Genomic DNA, 21,672 nt, shown 5'->3' on the forward strand with positions numbered 1-21,672 from the left:
GAATCATGTCAATCCGGCAACATTATTACCGTTGATGCTAGGTTTAGTGAGAGTTAGTGTTCACTATGCTGTATTTTGCTGATGAGCACTTGTCCCAGATAGAGTTGCAGTAACCCATCGAGCTCCTGGATATTGATATCTGTGACCTGTTGTATCTTGTCTAGACGATACCTTAAGGTGTTTCGATGAATAAATAGTGCATTGGCACATTGCTGCAGATCGCCAAAATGTTGTAGGTAAGCCGTTAAGGTTTTCCTCAGTTGACCATTCTTATCTGCCCCTATGAGCACCTGATATGGTGTGATCAGCTCTTCTCCGCGCCAGTCTCCACGTAATCCTGACAGGAGTACCAGCAGGGAGAAATCTTCATAGAGATATTTATTCTCATGGGGTCTGAGCTGCTGACCTAATGTTAAGGTTTCTCTGGCGGTGAAATAGGAGCGACTTATGTCGGCTGGATTGGGGAAGAAGTGTCCTAGGGCAATTTTGAGTCTTAGGTTCATCTCTGTGGGGATGCGGGATAAGAGTTGATCGATTCGTTGACTCTCCAGATCTGGGTCCCATCGATTACCGTCAAGAAAGGCAGGTTTTAAGATCACTAGCTCTGTCATGGATGTCATGGCCACTAAATTACCACGAGAAGGATTTTCGAGTAGGTTGAGCACTTTTTTCAGCAATGAGTTGGCAGAGGTTTGCTCCTCATCGCCTTGGACCTGAATAACCGCTACGACTCTGGGCGCATCTATGTCTATGTTGAGTTGCTTTGCCCAGTCTTTTAGTTGGCTTGAAAAAACCGCTTCAGACTTTATCAGCTGCAGAATAAATTCCTCTTTCTGACGATATTGCCACTGAGCCTGCTCGATGGAATTGGCCTGCTCGACGATCATCTCGGCGGTCATTTTTAATAACTCGCCATAGTTGTGCAGGATTTCAGGTTCTCCAGTGATACCGATAACCCCGATGATCTCGCCTTTGTAGTGCAAAGGCAGGTTTATTCCAGCTTTCACGCCATGTAGGTTGGCGGCAGTAGCCGAATTGATCTCTACTGTGCGGTTTTGGCTTATCGCTAACAGCGCCCCTTCATGAGTCGAGTCGAGTCGATGGGGATCGCCTGAGCCCAAAATTACACCGCAATTATTCATCACATTGATGTTGTGGCCAATGATCTTCATTGTGCGATCAACAATCTGTTGGGCCAGGCTAGGATCTAGAAAATACACATTGAGCGTCTCGAAGGAGTTTTCATTAGCTTAAGGTATTTTGGCCGGGCTCACTATGAGATAGGACAAATTTTAACGGCGATATGTTTGTTTGCCAGCGAGTTAATGCACCAGGCTTTGCCACTAGCACGCTTAGAGTGTCACTCGATTCTTGGGTGAATACGACCTGTAGCCGCTAGTTACTGGTGTTGCTGTAATCCGGGCTTGTGCCAGAGGGAATAGCGAGCAGAAAGAGCACTTGTTGAGTATTGCTATATGTTTGTTTAGCTGAAATTAATGTAAAAAATCGCAATAAAAAAGCCAGCTCCAACAGGTACTGGCTTTTAAAAAATGACTTATAGCTTATAATCTATAATTTATGCTAAGCATGATTAAGTGGGCGGTGTAATCGTGGCTATTAGAGCCAAAACTTACAAGGTTCCAAATACCGTCAGGTGCTATCTCATTGCTGGCATCATTATCTTCATACTTCTCCATCTTATAATCTAAGCGAAGCGCCATTTTCTCGGTGGCTTGATACTGACCATAGATGTTGACGTTATGAGACTTGGCATAGTAATCGCCGTAATCTCCGCTGACACCTTGAGTGACCTGAGTATTACTGTCTGAGTTCGAATAAGTGTAATCAACGCCTAAACGTAACTTCTTTTCCATCAGGTTGCTGTAGCTCCAGCCTGCACCGATAACATCGACTTGATCTTCTACCACACTAAACCAGTTTGGCGTGCTGAAGTTAGTGCTGCCTGATTGATCTGATTCTATGTTCTGACGGTTATAAAATGCCGTCAATGTCATATCGTCGTTGATCAAGTAACTTGCACTGACATCATAGCTAAGATCTGTCGACTCAGTTAAGCCTATTTGGCTGTCGTTATAGTCATCAAGGGCATAACGTGTACCGAAGTCGATAGTCAAGGCCTCGGTAGGGCTGTGAGTGACACGAGCCTCAACCATGGTGCGTTTGCGATCGGCTAGGTTGTACTTACGCAGCAGGTCGTTAGACTCGTTTGAAGTCCATTCTGATGCTTGGTATTCAGAACCGTCACGCTCGCCATAGCTACCTTTGATCCACATGTCCCAGTTTTCGAACTGACTCAGACGGAACTTGCTCCAGAGTGTGTGTTCGTTAGTGGTTTCTCTATCTTGATAGCTGCGGTCATCCTGGCGATAGTCATAACCCGCTTCGAGTCGCATACCGCGAGTGATGCGATAGTTGGCACTTAATTTAGCCCTTTGTGTGGTGATGTCATAGGGCGTGTTATAGGCAACTTGACCTGTTGTTGGGTCTATGCTGATCTGTGTCCATTCTTCAACGTTAGTCTTGTTGTCACGATCGCTATAATCATAGCTTGCCTTGATACGCACGCTGCGATTTAAGCGGGAGACTAGCTTCAAGTTAACGCCTTTCATGTCGACGCGACCATCGAGGGACTCTGCTGGCATCTGGTAACCATACCCAGAGGAGACAAACGCTTGATCTTGGGTCATCTGTCCGTAGTGAACGCGGCCACTCAAGATGGTCTTATCGGCAGTGACTCGGCCCATCAATGAAATGGTATGAGCTTCATTGTCGGGATCTAATGCCATGGAGCCTTGAGTTTGAGCGCCGAACGTTGGGTTAAAGGCGTTATCAAACGTTAGCTGGCTATACTGGTTTTTAAAGCTCGACCCTGAGTAGCTAAGTGCCGTGAACCAGTTGTCACCTTTAAGCTTAATACCCGCTTCTAGCGTATCTGTAGTGTGATCCACCGGCTCTGCCAGCATCATAGACTGGTTATAGAAACTGCCAGAAGCTTGCTTCAGTCCGGTCTTATCTTCACGTTGATAATTTAGATAAGTGGTCCATAATTTCTCACCGGGCTCGGCATCAAACGAGTACTCGAAACCAAGTCCGGTGCGCTTACGCTTAAGCGATAGCTCCATAGGGTTTAAGCTGCTGTATAGCTGAGTCATATCTTGACTCGAACCTGCTGTCTGCCAATTATCGGCTAGGGTTAGGTGGTCCCCACCAACGCCCTGATAAGGCGTCATGGCACTATCTGTTTTATAGGTGGCAATCTGACGATAGTTAAGGTTCAGATTGTACTTACCGGATTTACCGGCATTAATATCTAAACGGCCATTTTCCATGCCGAGATTATCGGCCTCGATTGTAGCGCGGTAACCTGACTCGCTAATATATTTAAGGTCGGCATCGACCTTATAGGCGAACTCATCTTCTGCTGCAAATGCGTTGGCAGAACGAATATCATCGCTATCGTTATAACCCATGCCGACACCGACAGTGCCGTTAACGCCAGTTTCGACAACACAGCGCTTACACGCCCACTTGTCGAACTTAACCTTGTCGGTATTCGCATCTTGAATACCATATCCACCAGCCGCCATCGCCGTGCTGACAAAGCCAGCATTAGCGAGTAGGGCGAGGGTGACTAAATTTAATTTGAATTTCATCTTCTCGACTCCGTTTAGCGCTGAAATAGCTTGCCAGATGGGTGGTTAGAACCATGGATCTGGCTATGACAGTTCAAACAACTGCGACCACCGGTGAACGCATTGCCACCTACGGTTGAGCCTTGATCTGTGTTGCCCATGTAGGCGCTACTGGCATGACCGTCGCTGGCATGACACTGCTGACAGAGTTGTGGTGCGCGAGTGGTTAACATACCTTCGTTTACGCTGCCGTGTGGGTTATGACAAGTCACACAGTTTTCAGTGACGGGTGCATGCTCCCACAGTTTTGGACCGCGTTTCTCGGCGTGACATGAGTAACAGGTCTCGTTAATGCTAGGCTTAACAAGATCTGAGTCGCTCATAGTGCCATGAGGGTTGTGGCAATCACTACACACCATTTGGCCCCACTTCATCGGGTGGCTTGAGCGTTTGTTCATGTCAGCTTTTTGCTTAGTGTGACAACTAGTACAGACTTCCACCTCAGTGTTTTTAGACAGCACAGGGTCTTTATCTGTGTGCACCGAGTGACAAGAAGCACAAGCAACGTCGGCATTGTCATGGTGTCCGCCATTCCAATCCATACGCTTATCATCTAAATGACAGCTCATACAGACACTGTTTTGCTTTTCGGCTGATAGCGTTGAGTCTGGACCAAAGGCTATCATTGGTTCCTTACCGCCGCGGTTATGCTTACCCAGAGGGCCGTGACAGGCTTCACATTGAAGACCAGCCATTGGGCTCTTACTTGAAGTAATTGAGCCATGGACACCTTTAAACAGGTCCATCACTTTTTCAGATTTACGGTGACACATTAAGCAAGAATCGGCGCCTTTAGGGGAGTATTTACCTTCGGCAAACTTCTTATCTAATGTGGCTTCGACTTCATCGGGAGTCATCTTGGCATCCCACTTCGACGCGTGAGCGACAGAAGTCATACCTAGAGACAAGACTGCTGACACTAGCAGTGCAGGTAGCACTGACAGTGAAACAGATTTTAGTGTATTTATGATTTTCATATTTGGTTTCCTAATCTGCACAAATTCGCTTGAAAGTAGGGGGAGAGGACTCCCCCTTCAAACTCTCTACTGCTAAGGTTATTAAAATAGCTTTAACAACAGTTGAGCAAATTACATCTTCACCGCAGTGTGATCGTTTGGAGTCGGTACGTGGCAGTAGAAACAGGTTTCAAGTTGGGCTACATCGTTGGCGGCTGCATAAGAACCGTCGATGATGGCACCTTGACCTTCAGCGTGTGGCTTGAAGCTATCACTATGACTATGACAAGAACCACATGTTGCCGCGATAGGTGTGGTGTATAGACTTTCCTGGTCTGGTTGGTCTTGATTGATAACACTTGTTGCCAATGCACCTTTCAGCTTGAAAGCATCAAGGTTGAAGTCGTTATGGCACTGGTCACAGTTCATGCCAGGAATAACAGCGTAATCACCTTGGCTATGAGTTTTGTGCAGCTTCATCTCTAGTGCACCTTTATTACCACCGCCGGCATAGGTACCGTCTGGAGTGTGACAAGCCACACAGCCATCAACACCGACAATCATCTCACCCGCTTCGTTGATGCGGCCTAGCTGCTCTGTCATCACGAAACCTGCATGGTGCTCTTTATGTAGTTCCCACTCGGTGCCATGACAGCTTTCACAAGCTGCAAAGTTAACTGAATCTGTGTGACGTACACTCGGTGCTTCACCAGAAAGTGTGCCATGTGCCAGCTCGGCTTTCATGCTGGTTGTTGCAACACCTTCGGCGCAGTCGATAAGCTCGGCGTTTTCACTGCACACTTCCAGACCGATAAGAGTAAAGGCTGTGTCAGTGTCAGTTCCCGGTTGACCGAAAGGCAGTACGCCGGTGTTGACCACTAGCTTACCGTCGACGATTGTGGCTCCACCAGCAAGGGCACCGCTCTTGACTAGGTCGATAGCAACATGAGCCGTACCATTTCCCGGGCTTGCGTTATAGCCCATAATTGGGAAGTTAGGGCCCACGTTAATGATGCTCTCTACCCGTTGGATTTTTGCCAGTAGGCCAGTAACATCTAGGGCAGTGCCTTCACTGTCGGTGAACGTTATCGAGATATTAGCGCTGGAGTCTGCTTGGTCGGCCGTGAGTGTCGCTTTCATACCATATTGGTCGATAAGTGCTTTCTTCTCAACGAAGCCACCCATATGTAGCTCTTCAGTCCAGCTGGCATTGTGACAAGCGATACAGTTGCTATTGTCATTTTGCTGGGAGTGACCCTTACCGGCTTTAAAGTCGATATCGACGTGACAGCTAGTACAGGTTTCCATGGTTGGAACCCGCGTCCAGTTGCCCCATTCAGTTAGTTCGCCACTGCCATCTTCAGGTGCTACGTGACAGGTTTGGCAGTTGTCTTGCAGCAAAGCGTTTGCAGTTTTGGCATCTTTAGTGAATTGACCTGTTTCTTTGTCAGCTTTATAGCCTTTGGCTGAATTGTGTACGTTGTGAACCAGGTGAGTGAAGGCAACTTCTGGCTTACCGCGCCCTTCGGCCCACTCTTGGGTATGACAAGATGCACAGGTTTCTGCTGAAGTGTAGCTGTGATAAATCGCTTCTCCTGCGGCATGACAAGAAGCACAGGTTTCAGTTGAAACTATGTCTTTGGTATAAAGCGCTTGGTAGCCGTCACCTGAGAAATCTTCTGAAAGCTCGGTACGTGGTACAGAAGTTACGCCATCTTGCAGTGTCGATGCACTGGCGATAACGTTGTATCTTTGAGTTAGCTCTGAATTATAGCCTTCAACCTCAATGGTGAAGCTATAGTTGCCATTTTTGTGGTCGATAAAGGTTTTCTCAGAACCAATTTTCTGCCACTGAGCGCTGTCACCAGCGCTGGTATAACCTTGTGGGAGAAGCTGAGCAACGGCTTTAACTTCCAAGTCTTTTAAACCAACAACTGGAAGGTCCTCTTCGTTAGTGGCGAAGACTTCAATGGTTGGTGTGCCATCTTGATAGGTGACTTTCGTCACATCTAGGTTAAGGACGTTGACCACATCAGCAGCCGGGCCGCCTGGATTACCTGGATTTCCGTCTGTACCATCGTCGCCACCACAGCCGGTTAAGGCCAGAGACACTGCACTTGCTGCCAAGAACAGCGCATACTTATTATTTATTACGTTCATCATTTTTTTCCCTGCATAGGTTTGACATTGGCTCAAGTGCTTGGTCAGCTTAGCTAACCGATTATCATTTAGATGATTTCATTATTAGTGGCTACTTAAGTCGATGCTGGAAATATAATTCCCTAAGGAAAGGCTAACGTAATAGGGGGGTAAAATCTGCAAACTAGGTCTTATAGTGTGACCAAGATCTGCCTATTTATAAAGTGGTAGTTTGGTGTTGCGGTAAATCTTAATTTAGATCAATAAACGAGCGCAGTAGTTGAGAACTATTCTCACATAAGTTGATGTTATGTATGCTAAGTGTTTAACATTTTCTTTTTTATTTACGCAGATAAAACAAAGGGAGGCAGAGCCTCCCTTTGGGTATAAATAATGATGCTTTAACGGCTAGAGAGCGAGTGCTAATTCATCATCTTTAGGCTAGTACTTGCCGCTGATTAGTTACCGTGAAGTTCCATCAACTTCTCTGGAGAGTGACAGGTTGAACAAGTCTCTGCAGCACGATTTTGAACGTCTTCAGCGCTGATACCATCTAAGATACCACCGTTGATTTCGATGTGAGACTTACCAGAATCACTGAGGTATTTCTGATGACAGCTTAAACAGGCCCCAGCATCTGAAGAAACATAGATACCAGCTTTATCGAATGTTTCCGTATTTGGATAAGTCCAAACACGTTCAGGAGAACGACCCAATTTAATACCGTCATCGGTATGACAGGTCATACAGTCAGTTTTAATCACAGTGCTTGAACCGACACCTGCATACTTGAGGTTGTGGCCTTCAGCTTCATGCGCTTTATAGGCAAAGCTTGTTGCTTTGTCATACTTGCCAGATTTATGCACAGACTCTTTAATTGACTTATCTGATGTATGACAAGTTTGGCAATTGACACCATTGTCGTAGTGATAAATCTCTTGGTTGTGACACCCCTGACACTTAGATGCATCGATAATGTCACGGCGCATTGTAGCCTCAACTTCAGGTTCTTCACCTGTACCGGACCAAACAAAGTGGTATGGTGCATCTTTCACTTCTATAGAACGCGTGTTGTCAGAACATTCAGTCATTACAACTTCTGCAACGCCATAGCCGCCATTGTTGAAACACACTTCTACAGCAGACCAAAGCTCAAAAGTTTTACCCGCTGCATCAGTTGGTAGTTCAAAGTTATCGCCGATGAGAGTGAAAGTTTTAGTCCCTTCATCGTAGCTACCATCTTGTAGTTTTATACGGCGATCGCTGTATGATGCCTCTGTATATGCTGGGTAGTCTTTATCACTATCCCAGGCCACAACGACTCGAGTTCCCTGATTAATAAATTCACCGGCGATAGCGACGCCATCTTTATCGAGAATTTGAACCTCGAAGCTAAATTTACCATCAGTTAAGCCTATGTTGCTGAACTTAACCGTCATCGCTTCTGCGTCTTTGTATGCTTTTAGCACATCACCGTGACGTTTCTCTGCACTGCCTGTACCAGAATAGGTATCAGTAGAGTTATGACAGGAAACACAGTTTGTACTGCTGTGGTTTTGAGAAGGTTTCTCTGTGTGGCAACCGATACAAGCAGTATTGCTTAAATCAGCTTTAAATAGGTCGGCATTTGCTGGTGCATTTTCCCCTTCTAGGTGACAAGAGCTACAGTCAGCTGCAGGGCCTTGTGGGAACATGACCTTACCGTAATCATGGATACCGCCGCCATAACCGATCACCTTGTATGGAGCTGGAACCATGCCTTCAGGTGTGCTGGTCATTCTGTCTTGTCCCTTATGAATCGCATGGATCATAAAGGTAAAGTCGACACTGTTGCCACTTTCAGGGTCGCCTGAAGTTGCAGTGTGACAAGAGGCGCAGTTTTCGATGTTGACCCGGCGTCCACCGTGGAGCTCTAGGCTATCTGGTTGGTGACAGGTGTAACAGGTTTCGATTGAAACGACGTCACGAGTTTGAATACCGTCAGTGGTGCCTGTAGATGGCTGCCAGTCGAAATTAGCATTGGCAGCAAAGTTTGCAAACTTAAGTTCTAGTGTGGCACGTTGGGTGTAGTCAGCACTGTAAACAACTTTAACAGGCGTTGTTACGCTGCCTATATTTTGCTGATAGGTATAGGTGTAGCTACCATCTTCGTTATCGACGAAACAAGTTTCGCAGTTACTGGCTTTTTCTACATCAGCCTGGAACTGATTCGTTGGGTTAATATCTGATTCGCCTTCAGGAACCCAGTCAGGGTTAGGTGATTTTTCAGCATTGATATAAGCCTGCCACTGGTAACCGCGATCGTATTCTGTGGCTACGCCATCTTTGTTGTTCATGGTTTCGGTGACATGAGCAAGTTGAGCGATACCAAACCTTAGGTCGTGATCTTTAGTCAGACCCAGGACTGCGACTCCATTGTCATTTTCGAGTGTAAAATCGACGGTGACGGTGCCCGCTTCGACAGTAGCATTAGTAAATACCGCATTGACACTCTTAGCCAAGTCGATATTTACGCCAATAGCACCAGGCTTACCATCTTCACCATTTTTACCATCATCACCGCCACAGCCAGTCAGAGCAATAGATAAGGCTCCGGCCGCCAATAGCGCTTTAGATGCCGCACTAAAATTGAATTTTTTCATCATGATTATTCCCTGCAATAGTTTTAATCATCACTGAGTCACTACTTAAGCGCTTACTTTATAATCTTGTTGATATGTAAGAGTGATTCTCATTATCAACTTGTTGTTAAACAGTAACTTAGTGTGTGGAATTTATTTCCCTTGTTAAGGCTAACTAAGCAACGATTTTTTAGCAGTTGTTTTAATCGCTTTATGTGAACTCGATCCGACTATTTCTTTAGGGGTAGATGGGAAAAGGGGTTTTCAGCCGATTTTAAGGTTTGGATAAGCTTGTGGGAGGGCCACTCTGTTAATTTTAAGTTAGGGGGGTATTGTTTTTTCTCGTTATTTATGTGTAAAGCAATGTGGTTTTTTATTGGCTGGTAAGTTGTGGCTTTAGCTAAGGGAGAAAACTACAGCTTTGAGTTAATGCCTCATATCAATACATTGGGAATGGTGTCGACATCGGTTAAGCCTATCTTGGGTATCGGTATAATTATCTTGGCTTCTATCTTGCGCTTTTACTTTTACTTTAAATCTAAATGACCAAGCGTGAGAAGGCCGGTAGCTCAAGTGTCCGTATAGGCTGGACTCGTGTAATGTTTCTCTGTCCAAGTAGATCCCATGTTCATCATCACACATCCCATCCTAGCGCTATTTTGCCAATAATTGTTATATTAGTAATTCTATAATGTACTAACGTATAGCTATGTAATAACATCCGCATTGCATTTTGATCACAACTGAGGGTGTTTTGACCTGTAAATAGTGATGATTATGAAGGGGGAAATCTAAAGTGTGATCTTGATCACGATAGCGTGTAATTAATAAGCCTATTTTATTCTTAGTGATAATCATTCGCGTCAATAGCGTGGGTTTATTTGATTACAATCATTTATTAGTTGGGACTTTTATCACATAATGCAGAATACAATTGAAAACTATTATCGTTCCCAATGCGAAAAGTTGATCTAGGTAAAGTTATTCTTCTTTTTCCTCCGTTAAAATTAGTTCGAGTTTGAGAATTATTGAGACCTGTTAAAAGGTATAAAAGCATAATGAAATTAAGCGATTTAAACCCTGGCGATCACGCCACAATTTCAGAGGTTGGCCAGTTGAATTTGCCATCTGTGGTTAAACGAAAATTACTTTCCATGGGGATCACCCCAAACACGTCATTCTTCATGATCCGTAAGGCTCCGATGGGATCCGGGCTTTTGCTCGATATTCGAGGCAGTCGATTATGCATGCGTCGTGACCTTGCCGATATTATAGATGTTGAGATAGTTAGAGCAGATACAGTTAAGGCGGTACTAACGCATGGCTAAGCAGTTTCATTGTGTGACTGTCGGTAACCCTAACGCGGGTAAATCGACACTATTTAATGCATTAACGGGTGCCAATCAACAGGTTGGTAACTGGTCCGGTGTCACAGTAGAGAAGAAAACAGGCTTATTTACCCTAAATGGTACCGATGTTTCTCTAACTGACCTTCCAGGTATTTATGATCTATTGCCTGCCGGTAAAAGTTGTGACTGCTCGTTGGATGAGCAGATCGCACAGCAGTTTCTTGCCGAGCAACAGATAGACGGCATCATCAATCTCGTCGATGCGACCAATATTGAGCGACATCTCTATCTAACTATTCAGCTGCTTGAGCTCGGCATACCTATGGTTGTTGTGCTTAACAAGATAGATGCGGCCAAGAGGCACGGCATCGAAGTCGATGTTGAGCAGATGAGTAAAACCTTAGGTTGTCCGGTTGTGGGGGTTTGTTCACGGGATGAGGCCGATATCAAAAAAGTGAAGGCGCAAGTGGTGATCTTGTTCGAGGGCAAAGTATCTGAGCAAGCCTTGATTCTCAATTATGACGCTAGAATTGAATCGGGTGTCACCAGCTTATTGTCTAGCGATTCAAGCCTAAGCCGTGGGCGCGCGCTTGCCATGTTGGCCAATGGCATAGGGTGTGGTCAGTGCAAGAATGGTCAGATGCACGATGAGGTTAATGAGTGCTCCGAGTCCATTTCCAGGCAGGGCCAAGATATAGAAGTCATGGTGGCAACCACACGTTTCGACTTCGTCCAAAGTATCTATGACTCTTCTGTATCAGCGGATGGCAGTGAAACCCTGAGTGACAAACTTGATAAGGTGATTCTCCACCCAGTGGCCGGCGTGCCGGTATTTCTGTTTGTTATGTATCTGATGTTCATGTTCAGTATCAATGTGGGTAGCGCGTTTATCGACTTCTTCGATATTACCGCTGGCGCTATCTTCGTCGATCACTTAGGTGCATTGATGACGAGTCTTGGCTCACCGACTTGGTTGGTCACTATCATTGCTGGTGGTGTTGGACAAGGTATTCAAACTGTAGCAACCTTTATCCCTGTCATCGCCGCGCTGTTTTTAGTGCTGTCTGTGCTCGAAGGCTCAGGCTATATGGCTCGTGCGGCGTTTGTTGTCGATGGCCTTATGCGTCGCATCGGTCTGCCCGGTAAAGCTTTCGTGCCTATGATCGTGGGCTTTGGCTGTTCAGTACCCGCTATTATGGCCACACGTACCTTAGGCAGCGAACGTGAGCGCATAGTCACAGGCATGATGACGCCGTTTATGTCCTGTGGTGCACGGCTTCCTGTATATGCTCTGTTTGCCGCCGCCTTTTTCCCTGAGTCGGGACAGAACCTGGTGTTTTTACTCTACATCATAGGAATATCAGCCGCGGTAGGGACGGGGTTACTCCTGCGTTCGACCTTGCTTCCTGGCAGCAGCAGTGCTGTGGTGATGGAGTTACCGAGTTACGAGAAACCTAAATTTAAGACGGTAATGAGCCGTACCGGTAAACGGACCAAGAGTTTCATCCTCGGTGCGGGCAAGACCATAGTTATCGTGGTGACCTTGCTTAACTTTGTTAACGCCATAGGTGTAGATGGTAGCTTTGGTCATGAAGATAGCTCAGAGTCTGTGCTCAGCATTGCCAGCCAGAAAGTGACGCCATTTTTCGCTCCCATGGGCGTGGAGCAAGATAACTGGCCAGCTACTGTGGGTATTATCACCGGGATATTTGCCAAAGAAGCGGTAGTCGGCACGCTTAACAGCTTGTATAGCACGGCAGGTTCGGGTGATGAAGAGCTTGCGCCATTTTTAGAAACTTTCAAACAAGCCTTGAGCACTATTCCGGAAAATTTGTTCGGTATCGCACTCGATGATCCCTTGTCGATCTCTGTGGGTGATGTGTCTTCGGTAGAAGCCGCATCGGCAGAGTTAGAGGTGGACACCTCGACTTTCACCGCGCTTCAGGCCGGTTTCTCTGGGGTCACGGCCGCCTTTTCATATTTGTTGTTTATCTTACTCTATACACCATGTGTCGCGGCAATGGGCGCGTTAGTGGGAGAGTTCGGTGGACGTTGGGCGGCATTTGCCGGAGTTTGGACCTTTGCCTTAGCTTACGGCACGGCGACAGTCTTCTATCAAGCGGCGACGTTCGGCGAGCACCCGCTTTCATCGAGTCTGTGGATTGGTTTCTTCATCAGTGCGCTAGCTAGTTTCTATATTTGGTTGAAGGTGAAGGCCAAACGGACTGAGATGGTCACATTAAATGTAAAAGTGATCATATAACAAGCAAGTCGTAGTCGAATATAATAAAAAAGCAGCGTTTATTCGCTGCTTTTTTATTATATGGTTTTTTGTTGCTGTTTTTTGCTATCAGGCGTTGTATCTGGCACTGAGATAGTAGATTATCTTTCCAATTACATCAAAATATGCCATCCCATCCAGCTACTTGTATATACAAGTAGGCTAATGGTTGGCCAGCGTTCTCTAAGAGGAATCACATGAGCCATGTGGACAGCGAAGTTCGTCCCAGTAACTTCATTCGTAACATCATAGATGAAGACCTTGAAAGCGGTAAGCACACCAGTGTGCATACTCGTTTTCCACCTGAGCCTAATGGCTTTCTTCATATCGGTCATGCTAAATCTATTTGCTTAAACTTCGGTATAGCAAAGGATTACAAGGGCCAATGTAACTTACGTTTTGATGACACCAATCCTGAAAAAGAAGATATCGATTATGTTCATTCGATTCAGGACGATGTGAAGTGGTTGGGTTTCGAGTGGTCTGGAGATGTTCGTTACTCATCTGACTACTTCGATCAGTTACATGGTTATGCTGTTGAGCTTATCACTAAGGGCTTAGCTTATGTCTGCTTTCTAAACAGTGAAGAGACTCGTGAGTATCGCGGTACATTGAAAGCACCGGGTAAGAACAGTCCTTACCGAGAGTCTTCAGCGGCTGAGAACCTTGAGCTGTTTGAGAAGATGCGCCAGGGTGAGTTCAAAGAGGGTGAATGTTCACTCAGAGCTAAGATAGATATGGCATCGTCTTTCATGTGTATGCGCGATCCTATCATCTACCGTATTCGTTTTGCTCATCACCATCAAACGGCTGATAAGTGGTGCATCTACCCGATGTACGATTTTACCCACTGTATCTCGGATGCCATCGAGAATATCAGTCATTCTTTATGTACATTAGAGTTTCAAGATAACCGTCGTTTGTACGACTGGGTGCTGGATCATTTAGATGATTTTCAGGCGCCTAACAGAACTCGTCAATATGAGTTCTCCAGACTTAATCTTGAATACACCTTAATGTCTAAGCGTAAGCTAAATGATTTGGTTACCCGTGAGCTGGTACATGGTTGGGACGACCCACGTATGCCTACTCTCGCCGGACTTCGCCGTCGTGGTTACACCGCCGCATCTATTCGCGAGTTTTGTCTGCGCATCGGCGTGACTAAGCAAGAAAATATGGTTGAAGTTGCCATGTTAGATGCCTGTATTCGTGAAGAGTTAAACGATAATGCTCCCCGCGCCATGGCGGTGATCAATCCGGTTAAAGTGATTATCGAAAACTATCCACCAGGGCAAGTTGAGACTCTGCATGCACCGATCCATCCTAGTAAAGAGGAGTTTGGTAAGCGTGAGATAACATTTGGCCGCGAGCTGTTTATCGATGCCGCTGATTTTCGTGAAGAAGCCAACAAGAAGTATAAGCGTCTTGTACAAGGTAAAGAGGTTCGCTTACGTAATGCCTATGTCATTAAAGCTGAGCGCTGTGACAAGGATGCAGAAGGTAACATCACCACTATCTATTGTACTTATGATGATGAGACATTAGGTGTAAATCCATCTGATGGTCGTAAAGTGAAAGGTGTTATTCACTGGGTTGAAGCGAGCAGTGCTAAACCTGCCGAGTTCCGTCTCTACAATCGATTATTTATCGATGCTAACCCAGCTGGGGCTGAGACAGTAGAGGATGTATTAAATCCTGACTCTCTGGTGGTTAAGCAAGGCCTAGTCGAGGCGGGTCTGGTGAATGCTGCTGCGGAAAAAGCCTATCAGTTTGAGCGTGAAGGCTACTTCTGTGCAGATAGCAAGGATTCAACGCCAGACAGCTTAGTCTTCAACCTGACAGTAGCGCTGCGAGATTCTTCACACTAGTGATTAGTTGATATAAAAATTGATGTATTAAAAAGGCTTTAGGGGAAACCCTAAAGCCTTTTTTGTTGTTCTAGATTCCTAGATTCCTAGATTCTATTGATACATAGGGCCAAAACCCATACTCCAGAGGATAACGCTCGATGCCATCAAGGCGACTAGCAGTACCAGGCCCGCAGTGACCACTGAGCTGGCATAGATGAAGCCTTTCTCTTCAGGAATATTCATGATGATAGGTACACCGGTATAGAGCAGATAAACCGAGTAGGCGAGTCCGAAGAAGCCGACGACCATCACAAACCAAATGGCAGGATACAATGCGGCGAGTCCCACCATAAATAGCGGGGTTGCCGTGTAAGATGCCAGTTCCAGTGCTTGAGTATAGCTAGGGTCTGCATCGAACGTCTTGGCCATCCAAAAAGACAGGTAAGCGAGCGCGAACACACCGGCAATGAGTCCAAAATACATGCCTCCGGACATCAAGAGTGCACTCTCTTGTGTCAGGAATAGTCGCTCGCCAACACCTAGGTTCCAGCCAAGTTCAGTTGCGGCGATGAAGGTACAGATCACAGGAATGAGAGCAATAAGCAAGATATGGCTCAGACTACTCTTCAGCGCTTCGTGATTCTGCTCAATTGTGTGCCACTCTTCTTTTGGATGCGTGTAGAGTCCCATTAAGTGATTCAATATCATTATAATTATCCTTGTTTAGCGTTAACTTTTGCTCGCCAAACTTCGGACGAGCCTACATGCCTATTGGTCTAATTTCCAAAGACCTTACGGCTCACGATACCCAATGCCAATCAATGCTCTCACTAATGTCTAGCTCATATTTCTAAGAATTGCATGGTATGAGTTTATTTATTGAACAAAATAGCCTCTTAGTCAAGTTGAACCACGCTAATTTGTTAATTATTTGTGTCTAAATTTGTATTCATGTTTATTTGATCGAGTTCAAACTTTTGGATTAATCATTAAAGATAAGCAATAACGATTAAATTGATCTCTGTGCCTGCCCGAGTCGATGCTAGAATAATGCATCCATAAATGATATTTATTGACTTCGAGAACACAGTCCATGCAGCAATTGTTAGCCCCGGTCCATGCTTTTTTAGGATGTGAAACACCAGACAGCTGGATTGAGGTGGCTAAAAAGCCGGAAAGTTTATCTGACTTACTTATCGATCACTGTAACTGTGAATTAAAAGCGGCGCAGACGGCCATGTTTCTTATCAGGAAATATGCAATCGATAAAGACAGTGGCAAATTGTTACTTCAATGGGCCAAACCCTATGAAGAATTCATCTATCAAAAAGACAGAGACATAGACGCCTTTTTATCTCGTGACAGTAAGAAGAATGATTTTTACGGGGATCTAGTCGCTAAACCCGGCTTCGATCATGGCTCCGAACTGATAAGTAAGATGGTTCGTCTTATCAAAGAGGAATTTCATCATTTCGAGCAGGTGTTAGCGATCATGCAAGCACGAAATATTCCCTACCAGAATATGACTGCGGGTCGTTATGCCAAAGGCATGATGAAGCAAGTCAGGACCCATGAGCCTGCAGCATTAGTAGACAAACTCATCATAGGCGCCTTTATCGAGGCTAGATCCTGTGAGCGTTTCGCCAAACTGGCGCCATATTTAGACGATGAATTGAACCGATTCTATGTTTCTTTGTTACGCTCAGAAGCGAGACATTATCAAGATTACCTGGTGTTAGCAGAATTGATTCAGGCCAATGCTGTGACCAAGAAGAGTGTGCCTGTGAGTGAGCGAATTGCTGTTATTCGCCAGGCCGAAGCTGAGCTTATTCTCTCTGTCGATGCTGAGTTTAAATTTCACAGTGGCGCGCCAGAGGCCTGATACCTTTTGAACTGTTTTCGATCGCTTTGATCGTGTTTGAAGGGGGAGAGCCAGTAATTGCTTAGCTAGGTAATTATTGGGCTTGAAAGGGCAGGCTGGTTAACGCTAGATTAGCTTTAGATACGCTAAGCACACTGCCTTGTTCATACCAGTCACCGACCACAATTCGCAGATTTTCAATTCCAGCCTGATTTTTACCTAAATGATGTACATCGGGTCTATGGGTATGGCCATGGATCATCTGGGTTGCGCCGCAACGATTCATTAGCTGAGTAACGGCATCCTTCTCTACATCCATAATGGTGTCGCTCTTATTCATATTACTCGCCTGGCTCTTTGCACGTATCTTGGTGGCAATATTTTGCCGAGTGCGCTTAGGAAGGCGTGAATAGATCCATTTAACCACTGGGTTATTTCTGCAGCGCCTGAATCTTTGGTAGGCCTTATCGAGTGTGCATAGGCTATCGCCATGAAGGAGCACAGTAGCTGTGCCATATAGGTCGAGCCTATGGATTTCTGGCAACAAGGTTATGCCGGATCGCGCTGCATATTTTCTGCCAAGCAGAAAATCTCGATTTCCATGGATATAATAGATAGGCAGGTTTTGTGAGATGCCATGGAGCTTATCGGCTAACTCATTAGCGAAGGGCTCGGCAATATCATCGCCAGTCCAGACCTCAAATAGATCGCCAAGTATATAGAGTGCTTCGGCATCATCAAGTTGGGTATCGAGAAACTGATTGAAGGCGAGTGTAATATCAGGGCGATCTGCAGATAAATGCAGATCGCCGATAAAAAGTGTGCGCATTAAGCTGATTTATTCGGCAATGGTCACTTTCTCGATAATGACAGCTTCTAGAGGAACATCTTGATGCATGCCCTGGTTACCTGTGTTTACCGCTTTAATCTTGTTGACCACGTCCATGCCGGCACTGATCTTAGCAAATACGCAGTAGCCCCAACCCTGTTCTGTCTCTGATTTGAAATCCAGGAAGGTATTGTCACCGATATTGATGAAGAATTGAGCAGTCGCCGAATGGGGATCTGAGGTTCTGGCCATCGCCACAGTGCCTATCACGTTCAACAAACCATTGTTTGCTTCGTTCTTAATAGTTTCACCGCAAGGCTTCTGCTCCATGTTTTCTGTGAAGCCACCACCTTGAACCATGAAACCATCGATAACACGGTGGAATACTGTGCCGTCATAGAAGCCGTCTTTAGCATACTTGATAAAGTTTTCGGCAGTTAACGGTGCTTTTTCTGTTTCTAGTTCCAGGGTGATTTCACCATGGTTGGTATGAAGAGTGATCATGATTTGATTCTCACTAAGTTTAGCAATAAGAAATTGTGGCAGGATTCTATCGTAATTGCCATTTCGCATAAAGAGCTAGTGGCTAATTTGCTTGAGAGAATAAAAATTTGATTGTCAGAGTGTGTGAGGATAAAACTCATCAAGCTGCCTGATAAAAAGCTAAGTTTCATGGCGAGAGTCACGTTAAATTGATGGAAGCAACACTAGGGCGATGGTAAACTGTTTGACCAATTTTTATTGTTTTTTCGTTGAAAGAGAGTAGCGATGTTGAAGTTATACAACAGTCTGACCCGCCAAAAAGAGGAATTCAAACCATTACAGCCAGGTAAAATTGGCATGTATGTGTGTGGGATCACCATCTATGACTTATGTCATATAGGTCATGGTCGTACTTTTGTTTCTTTCGATATGATAGTCAGGTATCTGAGATACTCGGGCTATGAGGTGAACTTTCAGCGAAACATTACCGACGTCGATGACAAGATCATCAAGCGCGCGGCAGAGAATAACGAAAGCTGTAAGTCGCTTACCGAGAGGTTGATTGGTGAGATGCACCGTGACTTCGATGCATTAAACATGAAACGCCCAGATTTTGAGCCCAGAGCCACACAGCATATGCCTGAGATTATCGATATGGTTGAAAAACTTATCGAGAAGGAGTATGCCTATGTCTCCGATAATGGTGATGTATTATTTAGCGTGTCATCTTTCGCTGAATATGGACGTCTGTCGGGACAAAATATTGAGCAGCTGCAAGCCGGTGCGCGCGTCGAAGTCGAAGACACTAAGCGCGATCCTATGGATTTTGTATTGTGGAAGATGTCTAAGCCCGGAGAGCCTACCTGGGAGTCGCCTTGGGGAGCGGGTCGTCCGGGATGGCATATCGAATGTTCGGCAATGAACAGTAAACACTTAGGTCAACATTTTGATATTCACGGTGGTGGCTCAGATCTTCAATTTCCACATCATGAGAATGAGATCGCCCAATCTTGCTGTGCCCATGATACGCCCTATGTGAACTACTGGATGCACACCGGCATGGTGATGATCGACAAGGAGAAGATGTCGAAGTCATTGAATAACTTCTTCACCATTCGTGATGTGCTTAAGCATTATGATGCTGGCACGATTCGCTACTTCTTGTTATCGGGACACTATCGTAGCCAGTTAAACTATTCGGAAGATAACCTCAAGCAAGCTAAGTCGGCACTGGATCGTTTATATACTTCACTCAAAGGTTTAGACCTTAATGTTGAACCTGCCGATGCCTCAGAGTTTGTGGTTAAATTCAAGGCGGCGATGGATGATGATTTTAATACTCCAGAAGCTTATTCGGTGCTGTTTGACATGGTACGTGAAATTAACCGTGTTAAAGGCAGTGATCTGGCACAAGCATCTGCAATGGGGGTTAAGTTAAAAGAGTTGGCCGGGGTATTAGGTCTACTGGATCAAGATGTCGATATCTTCTTCAAGGGGGAAGGGAGTGATGATGAAGTGGCTCAAATCGAGGCTCTTATCGTCGAGCGTAATCGCGCCAGAGCCGAGAAAGACTGGCCTGCTGCAGATGTGGCCCGTGATGGTTTAAATGCCTTAGGCGTTATCTTAGAAGATGGTCCTAGTGGCACCACTTGGCGTAAAAAGTAAAAATTATTGATTACCATAAAAAAGCCTGCTGATGCAGGCTTTTTTGTACAAGGATGTACTTATACCATTCCGAGTAAGTATTTGATCATTCAGCGGGAGTTCAAAGCACTGTAGGCAAGGTCTATATTTGCTCCTCGGTAACAGCTCCTGCGTTACTCTACCTCCTATATCCCTATAGTCGTGCAATATAGACATTCACCACATCCATGTGGCTTGCGAATGTTTGAAGCTAATAGTTATTCTCGGCAACAAGCTCCTGCGTTGCTCTCGATAATTGCTCCTGCATTATTCTACCTTCACCCGTCCATGGGCTCGTACCTCCTGCATCTGACCTCCATGGTCTTAAGCGTTCCATACGCTTTCAAGACATTTCCCATATCCCTATGGGTCAGGGAAATGTCTTATTTTGTATGGAACAAAATAGACCATGCAGTCATATATCGAAGGCATCTAACGCAGCTAAAGTGCTTTGCCCTTTGCTTTAAACATCAGCCGCACTGCGTGAGGCTCTCAGTGTTTCCACTTCTGCGTTACATTGACTTAAAAGGGAATAACCATTTCTTCATCAATGTGCCTTGAATTGAAAAAACTGAGAGTTTCTGAACTGACCAGATACTTATATGGAATGGTATTAATCCCCGATCGCAGGGATAGCGATTGAGGGGATTTGTGTCTGGAACATAGCCGAATATTTACCAGGGACGGGCATAAATCTTCGTTGTGTCTGGCCATAAATGTTCCATTCATTTATTGGCATTTCCGCCATTCATGGCAGTCAGACATTTATGAAGATTTACCAAGGACGGGTATAAATCTTCGTTATTCTTTTTAGAACTTAGAACTTAGAACTTAGAACTTAGAACCGATCTAGACTTTATCGTGATAAGTTTCGGCAGCATATAAGGTGTTCTCTAACAGGCTGGCTATGGTCATGGGACCGACACCACCTGGGACCGGGGTAATGAAGGCGGCATTTTGTGCTGCGACTTCGTATTGAACATCACCCACCAGGCTGCCATCTTCGAGACGATTAATACCCACATCGATAACCAGAGCGCCGGGCTTGATCCATTCTCCCGGAATGAAGCCTGGCTTGCCTACTGCAACCACAACCAGATCCGCTTGTCTGACTTTTTGCTCAAGATTGCGAGTAAACCTATGACAAGTTGTCGTGGTACAACCCGCGAGTAACAATTCCAGTGTCATGGGGCGACCCACTATATTCGAGGCTCCCACTACGATGGCGTCTAAACCGAAGGTATCGACGCCGGTAGACTTAATCAGTGTCATGATGCCCATGGGTGTGCATGGGCGGAGTACCGGAATGCGCTGAGCCAGACGGCCGACGTTATAAGGATGGAAACCATCGACATCTTTATCTGGTCTGATACGCTCGATGACCTTCGACTGTTCGATATGCTTAGGCAGAGGCAGTTGTACTAATATACCATCGATAGATGAATCGTTATTACACTCATCTATTAGCGCCAACAACTCATCTTCAGATGTGCTGCTGTCTAAGTCGTATGAGCGGGAAAGAAACCCAACCTCTTCGCAGGCGCGTCTCTTGCTGCCAACATAAACTTGAGACGCGGGATCTGTGCCGACTAAGATCACCGCTAAACCTGGAGCTCTCTGTCCTGCCTCTTTACGGGCGGTTACTTTCTCTTTTAGCTGTGTTCGAATGGATTGAGCGATCGCTTTGCCATCGATTCTTTGAGCTGTCATTGGGGTTGGATATCCTTTAATGGAGCGCGATAATGAAAATGGAGCCATTTAACAGGACAAGGCTTGAGTGTCATTTATTAAGCTGTGCAATAATTAGTTCTAAATACAGATAATTTGCGTGGTTTTAGACCTGATAGTTTGTAAAATAGCCAAGCTCACTTTCTTTATAAAAAAACCGTTGACGCATGTCAGGCTAG

At 45.4% G+C, this 21,672-nt stretch carries 14 protein-coding genes; 5 read left to right on the top strand and 9 right to left on the bottom strand.

Annotated features, from left to right (window positions below; translation table 11 throughout):
* Positions 1 to 53: 53 nt before the first annotated feature.
* From KT99_RS16355 to KT99_RS16375, 5 genes are all read right to left on the bottom strand, one after another.
* Positions 54 to 1,220, bottom strand: a complete 1,167-nt coding sequence (locus tag KT99_RS16355; protein ID WP_005502183.1) for a sugar diacid recognition domain-containing protein — start codon at positions 1,218 to 1,220, stop codon at positions 54 to 56.
* 342 nt (positions 1,221 to 1,562) lie between these two features.
* Entirely contained in the window at positions 1,563 to 3,674 is a 2,112-nt protein-coding gene (locus KT99_RS16360) for an MtrB/PioB family decaheme-associated outer membrane protein (RefSeq protein WP_005502184.1), read from the bottom strand.
* A 14-nt stretch (positions 3,675 to 3,688) separates the two neighbouring features.
* The gene (locus KT99_RS16365; RefSeq protein ID WP_005502187.1) at positions 3,689 to 4,690 is read right to left on the bottom strand and encodes a DmsE family decaheme c-type cytochrome; all 1,002 of its coding nucleotides are present in this window, start codon (positions 4,688 to 4,690) and stop codon (positions 3,689 to 3,691) included.
* Positions 4,691 to 4,801: 111 nt separating this feature from the next.
* On the bottom strand, positions 4,802 to 6,832 hold the full coding sequence (locus KT99_RS16370; RefSeq protein ID WP_040572117.1) for an OmcA/MtrC family decaheme c-type cytochrome: 2,031 nt from the start codon (positions 6,830 to 6,832) through the stop codon (positions 4,802 to 4,804).
* A gap of 434 nt (positions 6,833 to 7,266) precedes the next feature.
* Positions 7,267 to 9,453, bottom strand: coding sequence for an OmcA/MtrC family decaheme c-type cytochrome (locus KT99_RS16375; protein ID WP_005502189.1), 2,187 nt, complete (start codon positions 9,451 to 9,453; stop codon positions 7,267 to 7,269).
* Positions 9,454 to 10,487: 1,034 nt separating this feature from the next.
* On the opposite strand from KT99_RS16375, the gene KT99_RS16380 reads away from it, so the two are divergent.
* From KT99_RS16380 to glnS, 3 genes are all read left to right on the top strand, one after another.
* A complete protein-coding gene (locus tag KT99_RS16380; RefSeq protein WP_005502195.1) occupies positions 10,488 to 10,757 on the top strand; it encodes a FeoA family protein in 270 nt (89 codons plus the stop codon).
* Positions 10,750 to 13,041, top strand: coding sequence for a Fe(2+) transporter permease subunit FeoB (gene feoB, locus KT99_RS16385; RefSeq protein WP_005502197.1), 2,292 nt, complete (start codon positions 10,750 to 10,752; stop codon positions 13,039 to 13,041). The genes KT99_RS16380 and feoB overlap by 8 nt, the downstream gene beginning before the upstream one ends.
* Positions 13,042 to 13,256: 215 nt before the next feature.
* On the top strand, positions 13,257 to 14,927 hold the full coding sequence (gene glnS, locus KT99_RS16390) for a glutamine--tRNA ligase (protein ID WP_005502198.1): 1,671 nt from the start codon (positions 13,257 to 13,259) through the stop codon (positions 14,925 to 14,927).
* Positions 14,928 to 15,020: 93 nt separating this feature from the next.
* Here glnS and KT99_RS16395 read toward each other — a convergent pair whose 3' ends face one another.
* Positions 15,021 to 15,617 (bottom strand): Yip1 family protein, encoded by a 597-nt coding sequence (locus KT99_RS16395; RefSeq protein ID WP_005502200.1) that lies wholly within the window; start codon positions 15,615 to 15,617, stop codon positions 15,021 to 15,023.
* Between the two features lie 385 nt (positions 15,618 to 16,002).
* On the opposite strand from KT99_RS16395, the gene miaE reads away from it, so the two are divergent.
* Positions 16,003 to 16,791: a tRNA isopentenyl-2-thiomethyl-A-37 hydroxylase MiaE gene (gene miaE / locus KT99_RS16400; protein ID WP_005502202.1), complete on the top strand. Its 789-nt coding sequence runs from the start codon at positions 16,003 to 16,005 to the stop codon at positions 16,789 to 16,791.
* Positions 16,792 to 16,864: 73 nt separating this feature from the next.
* Here miaE and KT99_RS16405 read toward each other — a convergent pair whose 3' ends face one another.
* Together KT99_RS16405 and KT99_RS16410 are read right to left on the bottom strand one after the other, a co-directional pair.
* A complete protein-coding gene (locus tag KT99_RS16405) occupies positions 16,865 to 17,599 on the bottom strand; it encodes a UDP-2,3-diacylglucosamine diphosphatase (protein WP_005502204.1) in 735 nt (244 codons plus the stop codon).
* Between the two features lie 9 nt (positions 17,600 to 17,608).
* Complete coding sequence (locus KT99_RS16410; RefSeq protein WP_005502206.1) at positions 17,609 to 18,103, bottom strand: peptidylprolyl isomerase; 495 nt, start codon at positions 18,101 to 18,103, stop codon at positions 17,609 to 17,611.
* 264 nt (positions 18,104 to 18,367) lie between these two features.
* On the opposite strand from KT99_RS16410, the gene cysS reads away from it, so the two are divergent.
* Positions 18,368 to 19,747, top strand: coding sequence for a cysteine--tRNA ligase (cysS, locus tag KT99_RS16415; protein WP_005502208.1), 1,380 nt, complete (start codon positions 18,368 to 18,370; stop codon positions 19,745 to 19,747).
* Positions 19,748 to 20,614: 867 nt separating this feature from the next.
* On the opposite strand, the gene folD is transcribed toward cysS, so the two are convergent.
* Positions 20,615 to 21,475 (bottom strand): bifunctional methylenetetrahydrofolate dehydrogenase/methenyltetrahydrofolate cyclohydrolase FolD, encoded by an 861-nt coding sequence (folD, locus tag KT99_RS16420; protein WP_005502209.1) that lies wholly within the window; start codon positions 21,473 to 21,475, stop codon positions 20,615 to 20,617.
* Between the last annotated feature and the right edge of the window lie 197 nt (positions 21,476 to 21,672).

Origin of the sequence: Shewanella benthica KT99 (assembly GCF_000172075.1) — a bacterium.
Lineage (GTDB): Bacteria > Pseudomonadota > Gammaproteobacteria > Enterobacterales > Shewanellaceae > Shewanella > Shewanella benthica_A.

Coding starts and splice junctions, on each gene's coding strand:
- cysS (WP_005502208.1), top strand. CDS start 18,368: ATGTTGAAGTTATACAACAGTCTGACCCGCCAAAAAGAGGAATTCAAA.
- KT99_RS16370 (WP_040572117.1), bottom strand. CDS start 6,832: ATGATGAACGTAATAAATAATAAGTATGCGCTGTTCTTGGCAGCAAGT.
- KT99_RS16365 (WP_005502187.1), bottom strand. CDS start 4,690: ATGAAAATCATAAATACACTAAAATCTGTTTCACTGTCAGTGCTACCT.
- feoB (WP_005502197.1), top strand. CDS start 10,750: ATGGCTAAGCAGTTTCATTGTGTGACTGTCGGTAACCCTAACGCGGGT.
- KT99_RS16360 (WP_005502184.1), bottom strand. CDS start 3,674: ATGAAATTCAAATTAAATTTAGTCACCCTCGCCCTACTCGCTAATGCT.
- KT99_RS16395 (WP_005502200.1), bottom strand. CDS start 15,617: ATGATATTGAATCACTTAATGGGACTCTACACGCATCCAAAAGAAGAG.
- folD (WP_005502209.1), bottom strand. CDS start 21,475: ATGACAGCTCAAAGAATCGATGGCAAAGCGATCGCTCAATCCATTCGA.
- KT99_RS16380 (WP_005502195.1), top strand. CDS start 10,488: ATGAAATTAAGCGATTTAAACCCTGGCGATCACGCCACAATTTCAGAG.
- miaE (WP_005502202.1), top strand. CDS start 16,003: ATGCAGCAATTGTTAGCCCCGGTCCATGCTTTTTTAGGATGTGAAACA.
- KT99_RS16405 (WP_005502204.1), bottom strand. CDS start 17,599: ATGCGCACACTTTTTATCGGCGATCTGCATTTATCTGCAGATCGCCCT.
- KT99_RS16410 (WP_005502206.1), bottom strand. CDS start 18,103: ATGATCACTCTTCATACCAACCATGGTGAAATCACCCTGGAACTAGAA.
- glnS (WP_005502198.1), top strand. CDS start 13,257: ATGAGCCATGTGGACAGCGAAGTTCGTCCCAGTAACTTCATTCGTAAC.
- KT99_RS16375 (WP_005502189.1), bottom strand. CDS start 9,453: ATGATGAAAAAATTCAATTTTAGTGCGGCATCTAAAGCGCTATTGGCG.